The 22,166-nt window shown below is 72.3% G+C and carries 16 protein-coding genes, 1 tRNA gene and 1 riboswitch; of the genes, 9 read left to right on the forward strand and 8 right to left on the reverse strand.

Annotated elements, in window-relative coordinates; all coding sequences use genetic code 11:
* Positions 1-497: 497 nt before the first annotated feature.
* From ACWGIS_RS34795 to glpK, 6 genes are all read left to right on the forward strand, one after another.
* A complete protein-coding gene (locus ACWGIS_RS34795; RefSeq protein WP_453366501.1) occupies positions 498-749 on the forward strand; it encodes a hypothetical protein in 252 nt (83 codons plus the stop codon).
* Positions 750-1,014: 265 nt separating this feature from the next.
* On the forward strand, positions 1,015-2,139 hold the full coding sequence (locus ACWGIS_RS34800) for a mechanosensitive ion channel family protein (protein ID WP_402375403.1): 1,125 nt from the start codon (positions 1,015-1,017) through the stop codon (positions 2,137-2,139).
* Positions 2,140-2,301: 162 nt separating this feature from the next.
* Positions 2,302-4,521 (forward strand): NADP-dependent isocitrate dehydrogenase, encoded by a 2,220-nt coding sequence (locus ACWGIS_RS34805; RefSeq protein WP_453366502.1) that lies wholly within the window; start codon positions 2,302-2,304, stop codon positions 4,519-4,521.
* 380 nt (positions 4,522-4,901) lie between these two features.
* Positions 4,902-5,846, forward strand: coding sequence for a TauD/TfdA dioxygenase family protein (locus ACWGIS_RS34810; RefSeq protein WP_453366503.1), 945 nt, complete (start codon positions 4,902-4,904; stop codon positions 5,844-5,846).
* A gap of 131 nt (positions 5,847-5,977) precedes the next feature.
* Positions 5,978-6,826, forward strand: coding sequence for an MIP/aquaporin family protein (locus ACWGIS_RS34815; protein ID WP_453366504.1), 849 nt, complete (start codon positions 5,978-5,980; stop codon positions 6,824-6,826).
* Positions 6,827-6,850: 24 nt separating this feature from the next.
* Positions 6,851-8,368, forward strand: coding sequence for a glycerol kinase GlpK (glpK, locus tag ACWGIS_RS34820; RefSeq protein WP_453366505.1), 1,518 nt, complete (start codon positions 6,851-6,853; stop codon positions 8,366-8,368).
* Positions 8,369-8,451: 83 nt separating this feature from the next.
* Here glpK and ACWGIS_RS34825 read toward each other — a convergent pair.
* From ACWGIS_RS34825 to ACWGIS_RS34835, 3 genes are all read right to left on the reverse strand, one after another.
* Positions 8,452-8,525, reverse strand: a tRNA-Pro gene (locus tag ACWGIS_RS34825).
* Positions 8,526-8,608: 83 nt separating this feature from the next.
* Positions 8,609-9,376: an NPP1 family protein gene (locus ACWGIS_RS34830; protein WP_453366506.1), complete on the reverse strand. Its 768-nt coding sequence runs from the start codon at positions 9,374-9,376 to the stop codon at positions 8,609-8,611.
* Between the two features lie 304 nt (positions 9,377-9,680).
* Positions 9,681-10,163: a MarR family winged helix-turn-helix transcriptional regulator gene (locus ACWGIS_RS34835; RefSeq protein ID WP_453366507.1), complete on the reverse strand. Its 483-nt coding sequence runs from the start codon at positions 10,161-10,163 to the stop codon at positions 9,681-9,683.
* A 63-nt stretch (positions 10,164-10,226) separates the two neighbouring features.
* Here ACWGIS_RS34835 and ACWGIS_RS34840 point away from each other — a divergent pair, with 63 nt between their 5' ends.
* Together ACWGIS_RS34840 and ACWGIS_RS34845 are read left to right on the forward strand one after the other, a co-directional pair.
* Positions 10,227-10,808: an anthrone oxygenase family protein gene (locus ACWGIS_RS34840; protein ID WP_453366508.1), complete on the forward strand. Its 582-nt coding sequence runs from the start codon at positions 10,227-10,229 to the stop codon at positions 10,806-10,808.
* Positions 10,805-11,728, forward strand: coding sequence for an alpha/beta fold hydrolase (locus ACWGIS_RS34845; RefSeq protein WP_453366509.1), 924 nt, complete (start codon positions 10,805-10,807; stop codon positions 11,726-11,728). The genes ACWGIS_RS34840 and ACWGIS_RS34845 overlap by 4 nt, the downstream gene beginning before the upstream one ends.
* Here ACWGIS_RS34845 and ACWGIS_RS34850 read toward each other — a convergent pair.
* Complete coding sequence (locus tag ACWGIS_RS34850) at positions 11,725-12,936, reverse strand: serine hydrolase domain-containing protein (protein ID WP_453366510.1); 1,212 nt, start codon at positions 12,934-12,936, stop codon at positions 11,725-11,727. The two genes, ACWGIS_RS34845 and ACWGIS_RS34850, sit on opposite strands and share 4 nt — an antisense overlap.
* Before the next feature lie 451 nt (positions 12,937-13,387).
* On the opposite strand from ACWGIS_RS34850, the gene ACWGIS_RS34855 reads away from it, so the two are divergent.
* Positions 13,388-14,041 (forward strand): DUF4232 domain-containing protein, encoded by a 654-nt coding sequence (locus ACWGIS_RS34855; protein ID WP_453366515.1) that lies wholly within the window; start codon positions 13,388-13,390, stop codon positions 14,039-14,041.
* Positions 14,042-14,067: 26 nt separating this feature from the next.
* Here ACWGIS_RS34855 and thiD read toward each other — a convergent pair whose 3' ends face one another.
* From thiD to ACWGIS_RS34875, 4 genes are all read right to left on the reverse strand, one after another.
* A complete protein-coding gene (thiD, locus tag ACWGIS_RS34860; RefSeq protein ID WP_453366511.1) occupies positions 14,068-14,895 on the reverse strand; it encodes a bifunctional hydroxymethylpyrimidine kinase/phosphomethylpyrimidine kinase in 828 nt (275 codons plus the stop codon).
* A 50-nt stretch (positions 14,896-14,945) separates the two neighbouring features.
* Positions 14,946-16,346, reverse strand: coding sequence for a purine-cytosine permease family protein (locus ACWGIS_RS34865; protein ID WP_453366512.1), 1,401 nt, complete (start codon positions 16,344-16,346; stop codon positions 14,946-14,948).
* A riboswitch (TPP riboswitch) is annotated at positions 16,336-16,430 on the reverse strand. It overlaps the preceding gene by 11 nt.
* Positions 16,431-16,560: 130 nt before the next feature.
* On the reverse strand, positions 16,561-19,935 hold the full coding sequence (locus tag ACWGIS_RS34870; RefSeq protein ID WP_453366513.1) for a pyruvate carboxylase: 3,375 nt from the start codon (positions 19,933-19,935) through the stop codon (positions 16,561-16,563).
* Between the two features lie 136 nt (positions 19,936-20,071).
* On the reverse strand, positions 20,072-21,886 hold the full coding sequence (locus ACWGIS_RS34875; RefSeq protein ID WP_453366514.1) for an ABC transporter ATP-binding protein: 1,815 nt from the start codon (positions 21,884-21,886) through the stop codon (positions 20,072-20,074).
* Between the last annotated feature and the right edge of the window lie 280 nt (positions 21,887-22,166).

Here is a 22,166-nt window from a genome sequence, read left to right on the forward strand (position 1 = left end):
GGCCAGCTTGTCCGCGACCGTGAGGTTGATGCCCTCACGCTGCGCACCGTCGCGCAGCGTCGTGTCGAAGACGTGGAAGGAGTCGTCGAGCTCGCCGGTGGGTTCCCCGGTGCGTCCGCTCGGGCTGCTGCTCATGATCGGGCTCCTGTAGGGGATCTCGGTCCACCGGTACGACCCGGCCCACCATCCATCTATGCGCCCTCGCGCTCGCTTCCCGGTCGAGGATGAGCCGCGCGGCAGGCCGGGGCGCGGAGGCGCGTACGTGTGCGCCACGGGGGCGGGCGCCCGCGCGGACCGGGTGCGCGCCGAGCCGCCCGGAGTGCCGGGCGCGGCGCCCTAGCCACCTCGCCACGCCCAGTCAACGCACTTATGGCGCACGTCCACTGACGCTCCGTCATCGCCCGAGCGTTTCTCGTGCGCGGTCGCCCAGGGTGGCTGGCGACACCGGTGTCCTCACTCCCGTCCCCGCGCCCTCGGCCGCAACCGTCTGGAGAGCCATGTCCCCTCGTCCGTCCGCCTCGGAGTACGTCGTCGAGGGACGTTCCGCGGAGTCCGGCGACCGGTTCGGTGGCGGCGTCCTCGACGCGCCTCCGCACGAGGCCCGTTCACCGCGCCCGGAGGGCGAGTTCACCACGCGCCCCTGCGCGCCGATCGCCCAGCTCGTGCGCCGCCGGTCACGGCACCGGCTGCTGCTCCTGCGCCGGGATTTGCGGCGCCGCTTCCCGTACACCTCAACCGCCCGGAAGTGACGAAGGCGGCCGGCGCGACGCGTCCGTCCGGCCGGACCCGCGACGGAGTCCCCATCCGCTCCCCCGGCACGCGTACGGGTCAATGGCCGTTTCCTGTGGGCCTGGTGACGGTCGCGCGGCCGGATGCGGCAGGATGAGCGGTCGTCCCGGACGGCGATCCACCGTCCGGCGCGACCACGCGTTCCCCGGATTCGAGCAGGTGGCAAGTGACGACACAGCACACCGGGCCCACGAGCCCTTCCCCCGGCCGCACGGGAGGCGACCGGTGAACCGAGCCCTCACGGTGGACGATCTGGTCGTCGCCGGAATCGCCCTGGCCGCGGGCCTCGCGACGGCCGTCCTGCTGCGGATGCTGCTGCGCTGGCTGGGCAAGCACGCCCTGCGGACCCGCTGGAGCGGGGACGACGTCATCGTCGACGCGCTGCGCACCCTGGTGCCGTGGGCGGCGGTGTCCGCGGGTGTCGCCGCCGCGGCCACGGCACTGCCCCTGACCACGTCGGTCGGGCGGAACGTCAACCGTGTCCTGACCGTCGTGCTCATCCTGGTCGCGACGATCACCGCGGCCCGGGTCATCACGGGCCTGGTCCGCAGCGTCGCGCAGTCCCGTTCGGGCGTCGCGGGCTCCGCGACGATCTTCGTCAACATCACGCGGGTCGTGGTGCTGGCGATGGGCTTCCTGGTCATGCTGCAGACCCTGGGCATCTCCATAGCCCCGCTGCTCACCGCCCTCGGCGTGGGCGGTCTCGCGGTCGCCCTGGCGCTCCAGGACACCCTGGCCAACCTCTTCGCGGGCGTCCACATCCTCGCCTCGAAGACGATCCAGCCCGGCGACTACATCCGCCTCAGCAGCGGCGAGGAGGGCTACGTCGTCGACATCAACTGGCGCAACACGACCGTCCGCCAGCTCTCCAACAACCTGGTCATCATCCCGAACGCCCAGCTCGCGGGCACGAACATGACCAACTTCACGCGGCCCGAGCAGGAGATGACGCTCCTCGTGCAGGTCGGCGTGGGCTACGACAGCGACCTGGAGCACGTCGAGCGGGTGACCACGGAGGTGGTCGCCGAGGTGATGACGGAGATCACCGGCGCCGTCCCGGAGCACGAGCCCGCCGTCCGCTTCCACACCTTCGGCGACTCGCGCATCGGCTTCACCGTGATCCTCGGCGTGGGCGAGTTCAGCGACCAGTACCGGATCAAGCACGAGTTCATCAAGCGGCTGCACCGGCGGTACCGGGACGAGGGCATCCGGATTCCGGCGCCCACCAGGACGGTCGCGCTCCAGCAGGGCGCGTCGGCCCTGCCCGACGCCGTCGGGCCCGACACCGTGCTGCCCGAGTCCGGCCCCGGCATCCCGCACCAGCGGGAGGCGCGGACGCGGCTGCCGTAGATCGGCCGGAAGACGTGTCCCCCGGGACCCGGCATCCGGACGGCGGGCCGCCGCCGTCCCCGGGTCCCGGCGTGCGGACGGCCGGCAGGGTCCTGTCGAGTGGGGGCCGGTCACGAGATATCTTGATGTCGAGCAATGTTGCAGACGTGGAGCGGAGCACCGGTGACTGACTCGACCATCATCTATACGCACACTGACGAGGCCCCGGCCCTGGCGACCCATTCGTTCTTGCCGGTGGTCCAGGCATACGCGTCGCAGGCCGGTGTCACTGTGGAAACCCGTGACATCTCGCTTGCCGGGCGCATCATCGCCCTCTTCCCCGAGTACCTGGAGGAGGGGCAGCGCATCCCGGACGCCCTGGCGGAGCTCGGTGAGCTGGCCAAGACGCCCGAGGCCAACATCATCAAGCTGCCGAACATCTCGGCCTCGATCCCGCAGCTGAAGGCCGCGGTCGCCGAGCTCCAGGAGCAGGGCTACGCGCTGCCGGCCTACCCGGACGACCCGAAGAGCGACGAGGAGCGGGACATCCGCGCCCGTTACGACAAGGTCAAGGGCTCCGCCGTGAACCCGGTCCTGCGCGAGGGCAACTCCGACCGCCGCGCCCCCGCCTCGGTGAAGAACTACGCCAAGGCCCACCCGCACCGCATGGGCGCCTGGACCTCCGAGTCGAAGACGAACGTCGCCACCATGGGCGTGGACGACTTCCGCTCCACCGAGAAGTCCGCCGTGATCACCGAGCCGACGTCCCTGCGCATCGAGCTGGTGGGCGACGACGGCTCCACCACCGTGCTGCGCGAGTCCGTACCCGTCCTGGCCGACGAGGTCGTGGACGCGTCCGTGATGCACGTCGCGCCGCTGCGGGAGTTCCTCACCGCGCAGATCGCCCGTGCCAAGGCCGAGGGCGTGCTGTTCTCGGTGCACCTCAAGGCGACGATGATGAAGGTCTCCGACCCGATCGTCTTCGGCCACGTCGTGCGCGCCTTCTTCCCGAAGACGTTCGCGAAGTACGGCGAGACCCTCGCCGCCGCCGGCCTGTCCCCGAACGACGGCCTGGGCGGCCTCTACAAGGGCCTGGAGGCGCTGCCCGAGGGCGCCGAGATCAAGGCGTCCTTCGACGCGGAGCTCGCCGAGGGCCCGGAGCTCGCGATGGTCGACTCCGACAAGGGCATCACCAACCTGCACGTCCCGTCGGACGTCATCGTCGACGCCTCGATGCCGGCGATGATCCGCACCTCCGGCCACATGTGGGGCCCGGACGGCCAGGAGGCCGACACCCTCGCGGTCCTCCCCGACAGCAGCTACGCCGGCGTGTACCAGGTCGTCATCGACGACTGCCGCGCCAACGGCGCCTTCGACCCGGCGACGATGGGCTCGGTCCCGAACGTCGGCCTGATGGCGCAGAAGGCCGAGGAGTACGGCAGCCACGACAAGACCTTCGAGATCCCGGCCACCGGCACGGTCCGCCTCGTCGACCAGGCCGGGAACGTCGTCCTGGAGCAGACCGTCTCCGCCGGCGACATCTTCCGTGCCTGCCAGACCAAGGACGCGCCGATCAAGGACTGGGTCAAGCTCGCGGTCACCCGCGCGCGCGCCACCGGCGACCCGGCCGTCTTCTGGCTGGACGAGACCCGCGCGCACGACGCCCAGCTGATCGAGAAGGTCAAGCGGTACCTGCCCGAGCACGACACCGAGGGCCTGGACATCAAGATCCTGTCCCCGGTCGAGGCGACCGCGTTCTCCCTGGAGCGCATCCGCCGCGGCGAGAACACGATCTCGGTCACCGGCAACGTCCTGCGTGACTACCTGACCGACCTGTTCCCGATCCTGGAGCTGGGCACCAGCGCCAAGATGCTCTCGATCGTGCCCCTGATGAACGGCGGCGGCCTCTTCGAGACGGGCGCCGGCGGTTCCGCCCCGAAGCACGTGCAGCAGCTCGTCAAGGAGAACTACCTCCGCTGGGACAGCCTGGGCGAGTTCCTGGCGCTGGCCTCCAGCTTCGAGCACCTCGCGACGACCACGGGCAACGCGCGCGCCCAGGTGCTCGCCGACACCCTGGACCGCGCGACGGCCTCGTTCCTGGAGAACGACAAGTCGCCGACCCGTCGCGTCGGTGGCATCGACAACCGCGGCAGCCACTTCTACCTGTCCCTGTACTGGGCCCAGGAGCTGGCCGCGCAGACCGAGGACGCCGACCTCGCCAAGGCCTTCGGCGCGCTCGCCGAGACGCTCGCCGCCAAGGAGCAGACGATCGTCGACGAGCTGATCGCCGCGCAGGGCAAGCCGGCCGACATCGGCGGCTACTACCAGCCCGACGTCTCCAAGGCCCAGGCCGTCATGCGCCCGTCGAAGACGTGGAACGAGACGCTGGCGATCCTCGCCTGACGCACCCCCGCGGACCCGCGGTCCGCAGCGCCGCCCCGGCCGGTTCCTCCGGCCGGGGCGGTGGCGTTTCCGGGGCCGGCCCGCGTACGGACGCGGGGCGGACGGGCGGCGCGTGGAGGCGGAGGTCCGGGTGAACCGGCCGGTCCGGTTCCGGACGCCGACAGCCCGGGCGGGTCGCTCACGCGTATGGGCAAGAGGACAGCTCACCTGCGCGTACGCCCGGCGGCGGACAGGTCGTCCACGCGTACGCGTACGCCCCGCGGACAGGTCGTGTACCGCGTACGCGTTCGATCCGTCCGGGCAGGGTAGCGATCATCCGGGCGTCGGCCCATTGACCGGGGCGCACCCGTGCCCGGGGAAGCGACGGAGCGGAGACGGACGTGACGACGGACGCCGGTATCGAGGTGCGGCCGGCCTCGGGCCACACCGGGGCGGAGATCGGCGGCGTCGACCTCGCCGGGCCGCTGGACGACGCGGTGGTCGCCGCGATCCGGGCGGCCGTGCTGCGCTGGAAGGTGGTGTTCTTCCGGGACCAGCGCCTCGACCACGCCGCCCATGTGGCGCTCGCCCGCCGCTTCGGCGAGCCGGTCGTCCTGCGCTCCCGCGGCAAGGCGTCTCCCCCGGACTTCCCGGAGGTGGAGACGACGGCCGACCGGCTGGAGCTGGCCGGCCGCTACGGCATGGACCGCGACGAGTGGCTGGAGCGGCGCCGCCACACCCTGCTGCGGGGCTGGCACTGCGACCACGGCGCCCGGATCGACCCGCCGGCGGCGACCATCCTGCGCGCGGACACCGTCCCCCCGTACGGCGGCGACACGACGTGGTCGAACCTGGCGGCCGCGTACGCGGGCCTGTCCGAGCCGGTGCGGCGGTTCGCCGACGGACTGCGGGCCGAGCACCGGCTCGGCGTCGGCTACCGGCCGCGAGCGGAGCGGGACGCCTACGTCCGGCACCTCCAGGACCATCAGGTCGCCTCGGTGCACCCACTGGTGCGCGTGCATCCCGAGACCGGTGAGCGGCTGCTCTTCGTCAACGGCTACTACGTCGACCAGATCCTGGACGTGTCCCGCGCGGAGAGCCTGCGTCTGCTGGAGATGTTCGTCGAGCAGGCGACCCGCCCCGAGTACACGGTCCGCTTCCGCTGGGAGCCCGGCAGCGTGGCGTTCTGGGACAACCGGGCCACGGTGCACCTCGCCCCCGCCGATCACGGGCACCTGGACTTCCCGCGCGTCATGCACCGGGTGATGCTCGCGGGCGACGTCCCGTACGGCGTCGACGGCAGGCCCTCCCAGGCGCTGACCGGCTCCCCGTTGCATCGGTCCTGACGCCGGATCCGAATGTCCGGAAAAAGGTTTTTTCTCCCTCTTGTGCGCTTAGCGGGTGATCGTCCTATTCTGATGCGGGTAGGGCTCGGACACTCGACGGCCGGCCCCGTGCCGGTGGGAAGCGGGCTTCCATGGCTGAGCGATTCAAGAGGCTGGGGCTGGCCGGTGAGATGTCGGCCGAGTTCCTCGGCACGATGATCCTGATCCTTTTCGGGTGCGGTGTGGTGGCCCAAGTGGTCGCCGGCGGCGCACTCACGACGCCGGCGGGCGGTCTCGGAAACCACGACAGCATCGCCTGGGCGTGGGGCCTCGGTGTCACCCTCGGTGTCTACGTCGCGGCACGGCTGAGCGGCGCGCATCTGAACCCCGCGGTGACGGTGGCCCTGGCCGTGTTCAAGGGCTTCCCGTGGCGGAAGGTGGCACCGTACGCGCTGGCCCAGCTGGCCGGCGCCTTCGTGGCCGCCCTCGTGGTGCGCTGGAACTACTCCGAGGCGCTGGCGAAGGCCGACCCCGGTCACACGATCAAGACGCAGGGCGTCTTCTCGACCCTCCCGGCGAACGGCAATCCGAACCTGCCGGTCCACGAGTGGGGCGCGTTCCGCGACCAGATCATCGGCACCGCCATCCTGCTGCTGCTGATCCTGGCCATCACGGACCTCCTGAACACCCCTCCGGGCGCCAACCTGGCGCCGTTCATCATCGGCCTGGTCGTGGTCGCCATCGGTATGGCCTGGGGCACCAACGCGGGGTACGCGATCAACCCGGCACGTGACCTCGGACCCCGTCTGGCCAGCTTCTTCACCGGGTACGGCGGAGCATGGCGAGATCAGTACGGGAACCTCTACTTCTGGGTGCCGATCGTCGGTCCGCTCATCGGTGGCGTGCTGGGCGCGGCGGTGTACAAGTTCCTGATCGGCCGGTTCCTGCCGACGGCCGAGCCGGAGCCGCCCGGACGCGTTCCCTCACCCGACGAGTCCTGACCCCCACGAAAGAGGCGAATCACCATGGCGGACTTCGTCGGCGCGGTGGACCAGGGGACCACCAGCACCCGATTCATGATCTTCGACCACGCCGGGAACGAGGTGGCGAGGCACCAGCTGGAGCACGCGCAGATCATGCCGCGGTCGGGCTGGGTCGAGCACGACCCGGTGGAAATCTGGGAGCGCACCAACTCGGTGATGCAGAACGCCCTCAGGCACGGGAACCTCTCCCCCGAGGACCTGGCCGCGATCGGCATCACCAACCAGCGGGAGACGACGGTCGTCTGGGACCCGCGCAACGGCCGCCCCTACTACAACGCCATCGTCTGGCAGGACACCCGCACCGACTCCATCGCCGCGGCCCTGGAGCGCTCGGGCAAGGGCGACGTCATCCGCCGCAAGGCGGGGCTGCCCCCGGCGACGTACTTCTCCGGCGGCAAGATCCAGTGGATCCTGGAGAACGTCGACGGGGTCCGTGAGGCGGCCGAGCAGGGCCACGCCCTCTTCGGCAACACCGACGCCTGGGTCCTGTGGAACCTGACGGGCGGTCCCGACGGCGGCATCCACGCCACCGACGTGACCAACGCCAGCCGCACCATGCTGATGGACCTGGAGACCCTCGACTGGGACGACGAGCTGCTGGGATTCTTCGGCATCCCCCGGGCCATGCTGCCCACCATCAGCCCCTCGTCCCACCGGGAGGCGTACGGGGTGACGCGTACGTCCAGGCCGCTGCGTGCCGCGATCCCCATCACCGGGGTGCTCGGCGACCAGCAGGCGGCCACCGTCGGGCAGGTGTGCTACGCGCCGGGCGAGGCGAAGAACACCTACGGCACCGGCAACTTCCTGGTGCTCAACACCGGTACGGAGCTGGTGCGTTCGCAGCACGGCCTGCTCACCACCGTGGCGTACCAGTTCGGCGACAGCCCGGCGGTCTACGCTCTGGAGGGCTCCATCGCGGTGACCGGGTCCGCGGTGCAGTGGCTGCGCGACCAGCTGAAGATCATCAAGGACGCGGCGGAGAGTGAGACCCTCGCCAGGACGGTCGAGGACAACGGCGGCATCTACTTCGTGCCGGCGTTCTCGGGTCTGTTCGCCCCGTACTGGCGCTCCGACGCGCGCGGCGCGATCGTCGGTCTCGCCCGGTACAACGACAACGGGCATCTGGCGAGGGCGACGCTGGAGGCGATCTGCTACCAGAGCCGCGATGTCGTCGAGGCGATGGAGCAGGACTCCGGGGTCCACCTGGACGTGCTCAAGGTCGACGGCGGTGTGACCGCCAACGACCTGTGCATGCAGATCCAGGCCGACGTCCTCGGCGTTCCGGTCAGCCGCCCCGTCGTCGCCGAGACCACCGCGCTCGGCGCCGCCTACGCGGCGGGCCTGGCCACCGGCTTCTGGCGTGACACCGACGAACTGCGCACCCACTGGCAGGAGTCGAAGCGCTGGGAGCCCCAGTGGTCCGACGACCGGCGCGCGGAGGGCTACGCGGGCTGGAAGCGGGCCGTGGAGCGCACGCTCGACTGGGCCAAGGTCGAGTAGCGGGCCCGCGCCCGGCGGGGCACAACGGCGGAGGCCGTACCGGATCTTCCGGTACGGCCTCCGAACTGCGACTTCTCGAGAAGTCGGGACGACAGGATTTGAACCTGCGACCCCTTGACCCCCAGTCAAGTGCGCTACCAAGCTGCGCCACGTCCCGCCGCGGTTCCCGTGGTGTCCCACGTGATCGCGCAGGTGAACCCTACCGCACGCGGGCGACCGGTCCGGGCCGCGGTCCGGCCGTCAGGCGTTGGGGTCGAACGGGATGCCCGCCGGCTTGGCCTTCGCGAGGTGGGAGGCGAAGTTGCCGTCCTTGAGGCCGAAGACGGCGCTGCCCCAGTTGGCCTGGCTGATCCTGTCCCGCAGGCCCGCGGGGTAGCCGTTCCAGCCGACGAGGCTCGGGAACCGCCAGGTGTGGTAGTGGTTCTCCGGCGGTTCGTCGTTGGAGTTGGCGGGGCGGAAGCAGTGGGTGCTCAGTCCGTCCTTGTGGTAGACGACCTTGGGGTGGGTGCCGTCCCAGCGGATCTGGTCGCGGCCGTAGACGCTGAAGCCGCCGTGCGCCGAGGTGGAGACGTACTGCGCCTGGTTGTCCTGCACCCACACGACGACGTGCTCCCAGTCGTGGCGGTGCCCGCCGAGGCTGCTGCCGGCCACGGCCTGGTCCTTCTCGAAGTAGAGGCCGTACATGATCGCGCACCAGCCGTTGTTGCACTTCTCGCGCGAGTAGCCGTTGGTGTTGTCGAGGTCCCAGGAGTCGCGGCACTGGCCGTTGAGGGCGCCGGAGGGGTTGAGGCCGGGGTTCAGGGTCCCGTCGGGGCCGATGGCCGGGGTCGGATAGCAGCCGTCCGTGTCGTAGTCGAAGGCCGGCTGGAACGTCTGCTCCAGTCCGTCGGCGTTGGCAGGCAGGGCCCTGGGCGGGTCGGCGAGAGCGCTTCCCGGCAAGGCGACCACCAGCGCCAGCGCGCTGCCGAGGATCACCGAGACTCTGCGGGTGCGCGAGCTGATCTTCACTGCGTCCTCCTGGTCGACCGCGGCGTGGGGGTGGTGCGAGCGGTCGTATTGGCATGCCCAGAACAGCTTTCCGGGACGCCACCGGAAACACCAGTGTCAACAGGTGTCGGAGTGATGAAGGATCAACCAATGCCGGTGACACGCGCGTTGCCGAGCCGGACGGGCCGCCCGAAGCCGCGCGGACGACCCCGCCGGGGCCGGGTGGACGGCGTGGGCCCGACGGGCCGGCCGACCGGTGAGGCGGACGCGTCGGCAAGGAGCAGGCGGTCGGCCCCGCCCGTGGGTGCGTGACCGACAACCCCCCTCAGCGGGCCGCGAGTTCGTCCGTCGCCTCGCCGCCCGCCGCCGCGGTGCGGCTCAGGAAGTCGGCGAGCAGCCGGAGTTGGCTCTCGTCGTAGTCGGCGCAGATCTCCTCGACCGCCGAGGTCATCCCGGAGTACAGGCCGATGATCTCGGCGTTCCGGTCGCGCAGGGGCCGCAAGTGCGTGGCGCGGCGGTCGTGGGGATCGCGCTCGCGGGCGATCCAGCCGCCGCGCTCCAGCCGGTCGAGGATGCCCGTCAAAGTTGCGGGGTGCAGGCCGGCGAGCCTGGCGAGCGCGCTGGGGCCGATCGGGCCGTGCCGGTTGATCAGGTCGAGGCAGTCGACGTCGACCGCCTTCAGCTCCAGCCGCGCCCCGACCTGCTGATTGAGCAGGGAGAGCTGTACGCCCAGCGCCCGCAGCGACTCCCTGATCTCCCCGCTCAGCCGCCGGTGTTCGCGGGCATCCCCAGATGGTACGGGACTCATATGTTACGCTCCTCGTAATATCGGGTTCGCGAAGGACACGGTACCCCGACGGGAGTGTGCACCATGATCACGGCTGCGGGCACGACCGGACACGAACGCACGACACGAACGCTGCGCCTCGCGAGCCTGCTCTTCTCGGGCGTGTTCGCAGGATTCCTGGTGGCGGTCCTCGTCCTCGAACTCTCCCTGCGGCGCTTCGACGGCGCCGTCTACACCCAGGTACGGCAGGTCGAGCTGGTGCGCCTGGACGATCTCGCGTCCGCCACCCTGCTGCCCGCCCTGCTGATCACGGCGGTCCTGACCGCGATGGCGCTGCGGACCCGGAGCCCCGCCCTGTGGCCGACGGCGACGGCGTTCGTCCTGCTGCTGAGCGTGCTGGTCACGACGCTCGTCCTCAATCTGCCCGTCAACGCAGACCAGCTCGACTGGCAGGCGCAGGCACCGCCGGCGGACTGGGCCGGCGTGCGCGACCGCTGGCAGCTCGCCCACGCCGTCCGGACGGGCGCCGCCCTGGCCGCCTTCGTACTGCTGGGCCGGGTGGCGACCGGCGCCGCCCGCACCGGTCGCCGGCCCTCCGCGCACCCGGTGCCGGAGCGGGTGGCGGCAGCCGGGGCTCCGGAGCCGGTCATGGAGGAGAGCACGTGAGGGAGATCGAGCTGTCCGCCGGGACGATCGCCTACGAGGACACCGGCGGCGACGGGCCCGTGGTGGTGCTGCTCCACGGGCTGCTCATGGACGCCTCCCTTCGGGACGGGCCGCTCGCCGACCTGTCGGCCGACCACCGGTGCGTGGCGCCGACGCTCCCCCTCGGCGCGCACCGTCACCCGCTGCGGTCCGGGGCCGACCTGTCGCTGCCCGGGGTGGCGCGCCTGGTGGCGGAACTCCTGGACCGCCTCGATCTGCGCGACGTCGTGCTGGTGGGCAACGACACGGGTGGGGCGCTCGTCCAGCTGCTCCTGGCCGACGGAGCGCCGCGGGTGCGGCGGGCCGTCCTCGTGTCCTGCGACGCCTTCGACAACTTCCCGCCGGGTGCGACCGGGAGGACGCTGCTGCTCGCCGGCCGGCTGTCGCCGTGGCTGTTCGGGCTGTTCATGCGGCAGCTGCGGCTGAAGGCCGTGCGGCGGCTTCCGATCGCGTTCGGATGGCTGACCCGACGAGGGGACGCCGCCACGGCGCGGTGGGTGCGGCCGGTGACGGAGCTGCCCGGGGTCCGCCGCGACACCGTCCGGCTGCTGCGCGCGGCCGCGGCGGACACCGGCTTCCTGCTCGCCGCGGCCGGGCGGCTGGCCGCCTTCGAGCGGCCGGTGCTGGTGGTCTGGGCGGCCGAGGACCGGGTGATGCCGCCCGAGCACGGGCGGCGACTGGCCCAACTCCTGCCGCACGCGTGGCTGGTGGAGGTGCCGGACAGCTACACGCTCGTCCCGCTCGACCGGCCCGCACGGCTCGCCCGGCTGATCCGGGAGTTCGCCGGGACACCCGGCACACCGCCCCGCCCCCGACGTCGCGCGGGGGCGTTCGCCCGGCCGGTCGGGCCGGCCGGCCGGGCAGCCGTACCAGTGCCCTAACTCGGGGGGACCGGGCGGGCGTAGACGTTCTTCGGGGTCACGATCTCGGTGACCGCCCGGGCGACGAGGGTGGACGGCTCCTGCCCGCCGACCGTGATGTCGGTGTTGATCATGACCACCAGCGTGGCCTTCTTCGACGGCAGGTAGACGGTCACCGTCTCGTAGCCGGGGATGGAGCCGTTGTGCCCGATCCAGCCGTCGGACTTGAAGATGCCGAGGCCGTAGGTGGTGCCGGGGTGGCCGGTCGGCAGCGTCTTGAGCCGTTCCGCCTGGAGCTGCGGGCTGATCAGCTCACCCGTCGCGACGATCTTGGCCCAGCGGTGCAGGTCGTGCAGGTTCGAGATCATCGCGCCGGCCGCCCAGGCCCAACTCGGGTCCCAGTCCGTGGAGTCGGCGACCTCGCCGCTCAGGGTCTGGTTCGTGTACCCCCGCGGGTGCGGCTCGGGGAACTCGGCGCCCTCGGGGAACAGCGTGTGGCGCAGGTGGGCCGGACGCAGCACCCGCCTCTCGATGACGTCGGCGAGGCGGTGGCCGGTGACCTTCTCGATCACGAGGCCGAGCAGGATCAGGTTGCTGTTGTTGTACTCGAACTTCTTCCCCGGCGCGAACGTGTTCTCGTGCCGGTAGCCGTACTCGAGCAGCTCCTCCGGGGAGAAGTAGCGGTTCGGGTCGCTCAACAGGTCGTGGTCGAAGTCCGGGTCGTCGCTGTACGGGTACAGGCCGCTGCGCATCTCGGCCAGGTGCCGCAGGGTGATGTGGTCGCCGTTCGGCACGCCGTCGATGTATTCCGCGATGGGGTCGTCGAGGCCGATGCGGCCGTCCTCGACGAGCTTGAGCAGCGCGGTGACCGTGAAGGTCTTGGTCTCGCTGCCGATCCGGACGTACTCGCGGGTGGTCATCGGCTCACCGGTCCCGGTGTCGGCGAGGCCGGTCGCGCGGACGTAGCTGCCCTTGCCGGGCATCCACAGGCCGACGACGACGCCGGGGATGCCGGCCTGCCGGCGGACCTTCTCGACGGCCTTGTCCAGCCGGGCGGTCAGTTTCCGGCCGAGTCCGTCCGGTGGGGTCTTGTGCTTCTTCTTGTCGTTGTCGAAGCGGTCGGCGACCACGGCGTGGTCGGCCGTGGCGGGGATCGCGGTGATGGGAGCCAGGATGGACGCCACCAGCAGCGATGCGGCGAACAGGCGGCGGGAGGGGGTACGTCGCACAGGGGACCTCTTCCAGGTCGGGGTTCGAGGGGCAACGTCCCATCCGGACCCGGGACGGAGGTCCCGGCCCGGTACGCGTCCCTGCGAGTCCACCCGTTCGGCGCCACCGGCTCACGCCGCGGCTCCGCGCCAGGTCAGGCGCCTGGGACGCGCCCTCGGACGGTTGCGGGAGCCTGCGGAGACGGGGGCGGTGCGCCGCTGGCGCAGGCCGCCGTACGGGCGCGGCTTCCGGCGCGGACCGTAGGCCGATTCCGCGAACTTCGGGGTGCCGGGGTGCGTCGGAGCGCGGTGACGGGGCAGAACGCGTCGTGGCGCGCGCGGTGGACGACACGGTCGTCGCGTGCCGTGGGTGCGGTGCGATCCGAGGAGTTGTGGCATGACGACCTACCTGCGCGACGGCACCGACCGGCCGGACGCGGCCCGGACCCGGCGTACGGCCTCCCGCTCCCGGATGCCGGCGGCGCTCGTGGGCCTCGCGTTGCTCGGGCTGCTGACGGGCTGCGGCGGTGACGACGGCCCGAGCGGTACGCCGACGGAGGCATCCGGCACGGCCGGGGCGGCCTCCGGTACGCCCACGTCGGACGCCGGTTCGACCGCCGCGGCGAGTCCGGGCGGCGACGCGACACCGACCGGAACGAGCCGGACCTCGGCGTCCGCCCCGAGCCCGGCCGGCAGCGGCACCCCGGGCGGTAGGTGCCACACCTCCGAACTGCGCGCCTCGGTCGGGGACAACGACCCGGGCGCCGGACAGGAGAACTTCCCCGTCGTCCTGACCAACGGCTCCTCGCGGACCTGCACCGTGCGCGGGTTCCCCGGCGCGGCCTTCGTCGACGCGTCCGGCAAGCAGCTCGGCCCGGACCCCAAGCGGTCGCCGGAGACGCCGAGGACGGTCACCCTGGCGCCGGGGCAGAGCGCCCTGGCCGGCCTGACCTTCTCCAACCCCGGGATCAGCGGCGCCAGGACCGCGGTACCTGACGCCCTCCTGGTCACGCCGCCCGACGAGAGGGCCTCGCTCCGGGTGCGGTGGACGCACGGCGAGGTCCCCGTGTCGGGCAACGCCTCCACGGTCTCCCTGACAGTCCTGCGCACCGGCCCCGGCGCCTGACGAACGTGCCGCGGGCGCAACGCCGTTCAGCGGTTCGCGCGCAGCCGCCAGCCGTGGTCGACCGGGCCCAGACCCGCGCCCAGCGGGAAGCCCGCGGCTATCGCGCCGGTGACGTAGTCCTTCGCGTGCCGCACCGCGTCCGGCACCGGCAGCCCCCGCGCCAGGCCGACGGCCACCGCGGAGGCCAGGGTGCAACCGGTGCCGTGGGTATGGCGGTTGTCGTGGCGGGGCGCGCGCAGCCAGTGCTCCTCGCGGCCGTCGGTGAGCAGGTCCACCGCCTCGCCGGGCAGGTGCCCGCCCTTCACCAGGACCCAGCGCGGCCCGTACGCCAGCAGCCGTTCCGCCGCCTCGGACATACCTCGCTCGTCCGTGGCGCGGACGCCCGTGAGCTGCGCCGTCTCGTCCAGGTTCGGGGTGGCCACCGTCGCCACGGGCAGCAGGGCGGTGCGTACGGCGTCCAGGGCCTCGTCCGCCAGCAGCCGGTCGCCGTGCTTGGAGACGCTCACCGGGTCCACGACCACCGGCGCGGTGGTCCCGGCCAGCAAGTCGGCGACGGTGCGCACGAGTTCGGCCGAGGCGAGCATGCCGGTCTTCACGGCCTGCACCCCGATGTCGTCCACGACGCTGCGGTACTGCGCGCGTACCGCGTCGGCCGGGAGCTCCCAGGCGCCCTGGACGCCGACGGAGTTCTGCGCGGTGACCGCGGTCAGCACGCTCATGCCGTGGGCGCCGAGCGCGAGCATCGTCTTGAGGTCGGCCTGGATGCCGGCGCCGCCACCGGAGTCCGAACCGGCGACGGTCAGGACGCGGGGCGGCGCGACGGACGGTGCGGCGGGGCCGCTGGAGGGAGTCATACCTGGTTCTCCGTACGGGGAAGGGGGCGTGCGGCGGCGGGGGCGCCCGGTCAGCGGCGGGCGCGCAGGCGCAGCGGGGCGTAGACCACGAGGGCCGCGGCGAAGGCCACGGGGTAGGCGAGGTCGGCGCCGTGCAGGGCCTCGGCCACCGGTCCGACGTACAGGCTGGTGCTCATGAACGGGACGGCGGCGGCGAAGGCGACGGCGAACGCGGTGAGCGCGGGCCACCAGGGCCGCGGGCGGGCCTCCTCGGCGGCGAGGTCGACCGGTGCGCCGCCGCGGGCCCTGCCGCGCACGATCCAGTCGACGGCCACGACGGCGACGAACCCGGGGATCCAGTAGCCGACGAGGAGGAGGACGTTCTGGAAGCGGGCGGTGGTGTCCGCGGCGTGCATCCACAGCACGAGCGGGAAGCCGAGCGCGGCGGCGAGGGCGGCGGCGACGGGGCGGGGCAGCCGCACGCCCATGGTCTGCAGGGCCAGGGAGCCGCTGTAGTCGTTCATGGCGTTGCTGCACAGGGCGGCGAGCGCCACGGCGAGCAGTCCGAGGGCGCCGGGCACTCCGCCGCCGAGCAGCGTGTCGACGCCGTGGGCGGTCTGGTCGGTGAAGACGGACGCGCCCCACAGTCCGAGCGCCTGCACGGCGACGAAGGAGACGGCGAGACCGAGCAGCGTGCACCAGAACATCCGGGGCCGGGACGCGGTGCGCGGCAGGTAGCGGCTGAAGTCGCTGGCGTAGGGAGCCCAGGACAGGGCGAGGCTCAGCGCGACGGCGCAGGTCAGGACGAAGGCACCGGCGCGGTCGGCGCCGTGCACGGTGGCCGTGGCGAGGTGCGGGTCGCCGGTCGCCAGTCTGGCCGTGAGGCCGAGGAGGGCGGCGCCGAGGGCGAAGGTCATGACGGTCTGGAGGCGGTGGATCGCCTCGTACCCGAGGACCCCGAGCCCTCCTTGCGCGGCCATCACGACCAGGACGCCGGCCCAGAACGGCCAGCCGCACAGCTGGGCCAGGGCGTCCCCGCCGAACAGGCCGATCAGGGCGTCCCAGGCGATCGACGACAGCCACTGGAGGGCGCCGGGCAGTACGACGGCGGGGCCGAACGCGAGCCGGGACAGCGGGAGTTGGGCCGTGACGGTCACGCTGCCCCAGGTGCCGAGGTAGGCGGTCGGCACGGCGCCGAGGAGGGTGCCGAGGACGACGGCGGCGAGCGCGGTGGCGAAGTCGAGGCCGAGCGCGGCGCCGACGGTGCCGGTGAACACCCCGGTCATGGTCAGGTTGGGCGCGAACCACACGGTGAACAGCCGCCCGGGGCCGCCGTAGCGGGCGTCCTCGGGAACGGGCGCTATGCCCCGCGCCTCGACCCGCAGGTCACCGGGGGCGGCGGGCATCCGCCCGTCGAACGCGCGCTGCGGGCCTGCGACGGCCACCTCGCCACGGGCATGCGGCAACGACATGAGACATCCCTCCGCCAGTCCTAACTGGTTCAGGTTCGACGGGTGTGATCTCAGCCCTCGTGCGGGGCACCCCGTGTCCGGTTACGCCGGACAGGATAGCCACAGGGGTGCCGTTCCGACCGGCCCGGGTGGGCACTGGTCGGCACGGCACCCCTGCGTCACGTGCGGCGGAGCGGCCGGACGGGCCGCGCGGCCGGGTCCGGCGGGTACGGGATCAGGCGATCTCGACGAGCAGGTCGCCGCCCTCCACCTGCTGGATGCGGTTGATGGCCAGCCGCGACACCTTCCCGGACTTCGGGGCGGTGACCGAGGCCTCCATCTTCATCGCCTCGATGGTGGCGACGGTGGCGCCCGCCTCCACCTCGTCGCCCTCGGCGACCGCGAGGGTCACCACACCGGCGAACGGCGCGGCGACGTGACCGGGGTTGGCCCGGTCGGCCTTCTCCGTCGCCGGGATGTCGGAGGACACGGCGGTGTCGCGCACCTGGATCGGGCGCAGTTGGCCGTTGAGCGCGGACATCACGGTCCGCATGCCGCGCTCGTCGGCCTCGCCCACGGCCTCCAGCTCGATGAGCAGCCGCACGCCCGGTTCGAGATCGACGGCGTACTCCTTCCCCGGGCGGAGCCCGTAGAAGAAGTCCTTGCTGTCCAGCACGCTGGTGTCGCCGTAGGTCTGGCGGTGCGTCTCGAACTCCCTTGTGGGGCCCGGGAACAGCAGCCGGTTGAGTGTCGCTCGCCGGTCCTTCGCGAGGCCCTCGCGGTCGTCCGCGGTGAGCTCCTGCTGCGGCTTCGGGGCGGCTCGGCCCTCCAGCGCCCGGGTGCGGAACGGCTCCGGCCATCCGCCGGGCGGGTTGCCCAACTCGCCCCGCAGGAAGCCGATCACGGAGTCGGGGATGTCGAACCGGTTCGGGTTGGCCTCGAAGTCCTCCGGTGAGACTCCGGCGCCGACGAGGTGGAGCGCGAGGTCGCCCACCACCTTCGAGGACGGGGTGACCTTCACCAGGTGACCGAGGATGCGGTCGGCTGCGGCGTACATCGCCTCGATGTCCTCGAAGCGGTCGCCGAGGCCCAGCGCGACCGCCTGCGTGCGCAGGTTGGACAGCTGGCCGCCGGGGATCTCGTGGTGGTAGACCCGCCCGGTCGGGGAGGCGAGCCCCGCCTCGAAGGGCGCGTAGATCCTGCGGACGCTCTCCCAGTACGGCTCCAGGTCGCCCACGGCCTTCAGGCTGAGCCCGGTGGGCCGCTCGGAGTAGTCGGTCGCGGCGACGATGCCCGACAGGGACGGCTGCGAGGTGGTGCCCGCCATCGACGCGACCGCTCCGTCGACCGCGTCGGCGCCGGCCTGGATCGCGGCGAGGTACGTGGCGAGCTGGCCGCCCGCCGTGTCGTGGGTGTGGATGTGCACCGGCAGCTCGAACTCGCGGCGCAGCGCCGAGACGAGGGTCGCCGCGGCCGGCGCCCGCAGCAGCCCGGCCATGTCCTTCACGGCCAGGACGTGCGCGCCCGCCTCGACGATCTGCTCGGCCAGACGGAGGTAGTAGTCGAGGGTGTAGAGCCGCTCGGAGGGGTCGGACAGGTCGGACGTGTAGCAGAGGGCGACCTCGGCGACGGCCGTCCCGGTCTCCCGGACGGCGTCGATGGCGGGCCGCATCTGCCCGACGTCGTTCAGCGCGTCGAAGACGCGGAAGATGTCGATGCCGGTGGCCGCGGCCTCCTGCACGAAGGCGTCGGTGACCTCGGTCGGGTACGGGGTGTAGCCCACGGTGTTGCGGCCGCGCAGCAGCATCTGCAGGCAGATGTTCGGCACCGCCTCGCGCAGTGCGGCCAGCCGCTCCCAGGGGTCCTCGGCGAGGAAGCGCAGGGCCACGTCGTAGGTGGCGCCGCCCCAGCACTCCAGGGACAGCAGCTCGGGCAGGGTCCGGGCGACCACGGGGGCGATGGCGAGCATGTCCTTGGTGCGGACCCGGGTGGCGAGGAGCGACTGGTGGGCGTCGCGAAACGTGGTGTCGGTGACGCCGATGGTCGGTGACTCGCGCAGCCGGCGGGCGAAGCCCTCGGGGCCGAGCCGGACCAGGAGCTGCCGGGAGCCCGCGGGCGGTTCCGTGGCGGGCACCACCGGGATCTTTGTGCCGGGGTCGACGGACTGGGGGCGTTCGCCGTGCGGCTTGTTGACGGTGACGTCGGCGAGGTAGGTGAGCAGCTTGGTGCCGCGGTCGGCGGAGTGGCGTGCCGTCAGCAGATGCGGCCGGCGCTCGATGAACGACGTCGTGACGCGGCCGGCGCGGAAGTCCGGGTCGTCGAGGACGGCCTGGAGGAACGGGATGTTCGTGGCGACGCCGCGGATGCGGAACTCGGCCACGGCACGCCGGGCCCGGCCGATCGCGGTGTCGAAGTCGCGGCCCCGGCAGGTGAGCTTGACCAGCATGGAGTCGAAGTGGGCGCTGATCTCCGTACCGGCGTGGGTGGTGCCGCCGTCGAGCCGGATGCCGGAGCCGCCGGGCGAGCGGTAGGCGCTGATCCTGCCGGTGTCCGGGCGGAAGCCGTTGGCCGGGTCCTCGGTGGTGATCCGGCACTGGAGGGCGGCGCCGTGCAGGGTGACCGTCTCCTGCGAGAGGCCGAGGTCGGCCAGCGTCTCACCGGCGGCGATGCGCAGCTGGGCCTGGACGAGGTCGACGTCGGTGACCTCCTCGGTGACCGTGTGCTCGACCTGGATGCGCGGGTTCATCTCGATGAAGACGTGGTTGCCGTCCCGGTCGAGGAGGAACTCCACGGTGCCCGCGTTGCGGTAGCCGATCTCGCGGGCGAACCGTACGGCGTCGGCGCAGATCCGCTCGCGGAGCGCCGGGTCGAGGTTCGGCGCGGGCGCCATCTCGATGGCCTTCTGGTGGCGGCGCTGCACCGAGCAGTCCCGTTCGAACAGGTGGATGACGTTGCCCTGTCCGTCGGCGAGGATCTGCACCTCGATGTGGCGGGGCTCCACGACGGCCTTCTCCAGGAAGACCGTGGGGTCGCCGAACGCGGAGGCGGCCTCCCGCGAGGCCGCCTCGATGGACTCTCGCAGCTGGGCCGGGTCCTCGACGCGGCGCATGCCGCGGCCGCCGCCGCCGGCCACCGCCTTGACGAACACGGGGAAGCCGACGTCCTCGGCGGCGCGGACGAGTTCGTCGACGTCGGTGGAGGGCGCCGAGGAGCCGAGGACGGGCACGCCGGCCGCGCGGGCCGCCGCGACGGCACGCGCCTTGTTCCCGGTCAGCTCCAGAATCTCGGTGGCCGGCCCGACGAAGGTGATGCCCGCCTCCTCGCAGGCGCGTGCCAGGTCGGGGTTCTCCGACAGGAACCCGTAGCCCGGGTAGACCGCGTCGGCTCCCGCCCGGCGCGCGGCGCGGACGATCTCCTCGACGGAGAGGTAGGCCCGCACCGGGTGTCCCGGTTCGCCGATCTCGTAGGCCTCGTCGGCCTTCAACCGGTGCAGTGAATTGCGGTCCTCGTGCGGGAAGACGGCGACCGTCCGGGCGCCCAGCTCGAAGCCGGCGCGGAACGCGCGAATCGCGATTTCACCTCGGTTGGCGACCAGCACCTTGCGGAACATTCGGGATCCCTTCAGCCTGCTCGGTGACGCGCACCATGGTGTCGGCCCTGCCCGCCCGGCGCCATGTGAGGCGGCCCACTCCGCTCGTGTGAGGCGGGCCACTGCCCCCTTCCGGTGCGCCGGGGCGCGGCTGTTCTCAGAGCAGACCGGCGCGGGCTGGGCCGTCGTCGAGGAAGCCGCCCGACTGGTGCTGCCACAGCTTCGCGTAGGTGCCCTGCGAGGCGAGCAGCTCCTGGTGGGTGCCCTGCTCGACGATCCGGCCGTGGTCGAGGACGACGAGCCGGTCCATGGTGGCGACGGTGCTGAGCCGGTGGGCGACCACGAGCGCCGTCCGCCCCTCCATGAGCCGCCACAGGGCCTCCTGGACGAGCAGCTCGCTCTCGGAGTCGAGGGCGCTGGTCGCCTCGTCGAGCAGCAGGACCGGCGCGTCGCGCAGGATCGCCCGGGCCAGGGCGACGCGCTGGCGCTGGCCGCCGGACAGCTTGACGCCACGCTCGCCGACCATCGTGTCGAAGCCGTCCGGCAGCGCGTCGGCGAACTCGGTGACGTGTGCCGCCTCGGCCGCGCGCCTGACCTCGGCGTCGGTGGCGTCCGGCCGGGCGAACGCGATGTTGTCCCGCAGGGTGCGGTGGAACATGGCCGGGTCCTGGGGCACGTAGGCGAGCATGCTCCGCAGGTCGGCCTGGCGCAGCCCGGCGATGTCCTGGCCGCCGACCAGGATGCGTCCGCCGTCGATGTCCGTCATCCGCAGCAGCAGGCGCGTGAGGGTGGTCTTGCCGCCGCCGGACCGGCCGACGAGACCGACCTTCGCCCCGGCGGGCACGGCCAGGTCGAGGCCCTCGAACAGGGGCGGGGCACCGGCGTGGGCGAACGTCACGCCCTCGAAGCGGACGTCGGCGGCGCGGGAGCGCAACGGCTCCGGGCACGGCGGGTCGAGCACGGTCGGCGGGGTCAGCAGCAGCTCGGTGAACTGCGCGGCCTCCGTCATCGAGCTCTCCAGGCGGCGGTAGATCTGGTTGAACTCGAACATGATCCGGGTCGCGTTGCTGTAGTACGTGAAGACGACCACGACCGCCTCCACGCCGAGCCTGCCCCCGCCGAGCGCGACCGCGAGGAGCAGGCCCAGCGCGTTGGTCAGGACGGACATCGGCGCGACGAGGGTGTCGATGCGCAGGTTGCCGTAGTCCCAGGAGCGCAGCGTGAGCCGTCGGGACTCCGCCACCCGGGACCGGTGCTCGGCGGCCTCGCCCTCCTCGGCGGCGAAGGCACGGACCGTGTCCATGTTCATGAGGCTGTCGGCGACGTGTCCGGACACCCGGGCGATGGCCTCCTCGCGCCGGCCGACGAGTGCCTGGCGGCGCCGGATGAGGGGGGCCACGCAGAGCCCGGTCACGGTGATCATCACCAGCAGACCGACGACGAGCAGCGGTTCGTAGCCCCACAGGACGACCGAGCCGAAGATGAGCGGCACGAGGCTGCCCACGACCGAGAAGGTCAGCGTGTCGACGCCCTCCTCGAAGCGCGAGGCGAAGCTCAGCACCCGCTTGGTCAGCGATCCGGCGAAGTTGTCGTGGAAGAACGCGGCGTCCTTGGCGAACAGCTCGTCCATGCCGATGACGTACAGGTGCTCGATGCCGAGGGCGTCGAGGCGGTTCAGGCAGTGCATGCCCAGCCTCCGCAGCAGCTCGGCGAGGAGCAGGACACCGGCGAAGCCGAGCACGTACGGCAGGGCGGAGCCGAGGGTGGTCCCGGCGTCACCGGCGAGGCGGCCGACGAGCTTGGCGACGACCAGCGGCGCGATGTAGTTCGTCCCGATGTTCCCCAGCGCGGGCAGGAGCATCCCGGGCAGCGCCAGCCATCGCAGCCGCGCCAACTCCCGCCCGTAGTACCGCAATGCGAGGGCCACCGCGCCTTTTTCCGGCGGTTTCCCACGCGACGAGAACGGTCCCATTGCACCCCCGTGCTGTCGGACGGCACGCCGCGTCCGACCTGGCGGGTGGCGGGGTGCGGCCGCGGCGTCCCCGCGCACCTCGCGCCACGCCGGCCGCGGCATGCGCGTTCGGGCCGATCAGGAACCGCAGTGTCCCGCGGCGGCGGAGGAGGAGTCCAAGAAGTTTTGCGGCCGGAAGGGGGCCGCCCGCGCTTTCCGGCCACCCGCCGGCTCCGGGGGCGGACCGGTCACCGGAGTCCCCCGCACCCCGGACAACGCAGACCAGCGGGCCCGCCGTATC

The organism is Streptomyces sp. NPDC054842, from assembly GCF_053611025.1.

Coding starts and splice junctions, on each gene's coding strand:
- ACWGIS_RS34855 (WP_453366515.1), top strand. CDS start 13,388: ATGCCGGCGGCGCTCGTGGGCCTCGCGTTGCTCGGGCTGCTGACGGGC.
- ACWGIS_RS34815 (WP_453366504.1), top strand. CDS start 5,978: ATGGCTGAGCGATTCAAGAGGCTGGGGCTGGCCGGTGAGATGTCGGCC.
- ACWGIS_RS34840 (WP_453366508.1), top strand. CDS start 10,227: ATGATCACGGCTGCGGGCACGACCGGACACGAACGCACGACACGAACG.
- glpK (WP_453366505.1), top strand. CDS start 6,851: ATGGCGGACTTCGTCGGCGCGGTGGACCAGGGGACCACCAGCACCCGA.
- ACWGIS_RS34875 (WP_453366514.1), bottom strand. CDS start 21,886: ATGGGACCGTTCTCGTCGCGTGGGAAACCGCCGGAAAAAGGCGCGGTG.
- ACWGIS_RS34795 (WP_453366501.1), top strand. CDS start 498: ATGTCCCCTCGTCCGTCCGCCTCGGAGTACGTCGTCGAGGGACGTTCC.
- ACWGIS_RS34835 (WP_453366507.1), bottom strand. CDS start 10,163: ATGAGTCCCGTACCATCTGGGGATGCCCGCGAACACCGGCGGCTGAGC.
- ACWGIS_RS34865 (WP_453366512.1), bottom strand. CDS start 16,346: ATGTCGTTGCCGCATGCCCGTGGCGAGGTGGCCGTCGCAGGCCCGCAG.
- ACWGIS_RS34870 (WP_453366513.1), bottom strand. CDS start 19,935: ATGTTCCGCAAGGTGCTGGTCGCCAACCGAGGTGAAATCGCGATTCGC.
- thiD (WP_453366511.1), bottom strand. CDS start 14,895: ATGACTCCCTCCAGCGGCCCCGCCGCACCGTCCGTCGCGCCGCCCCGC.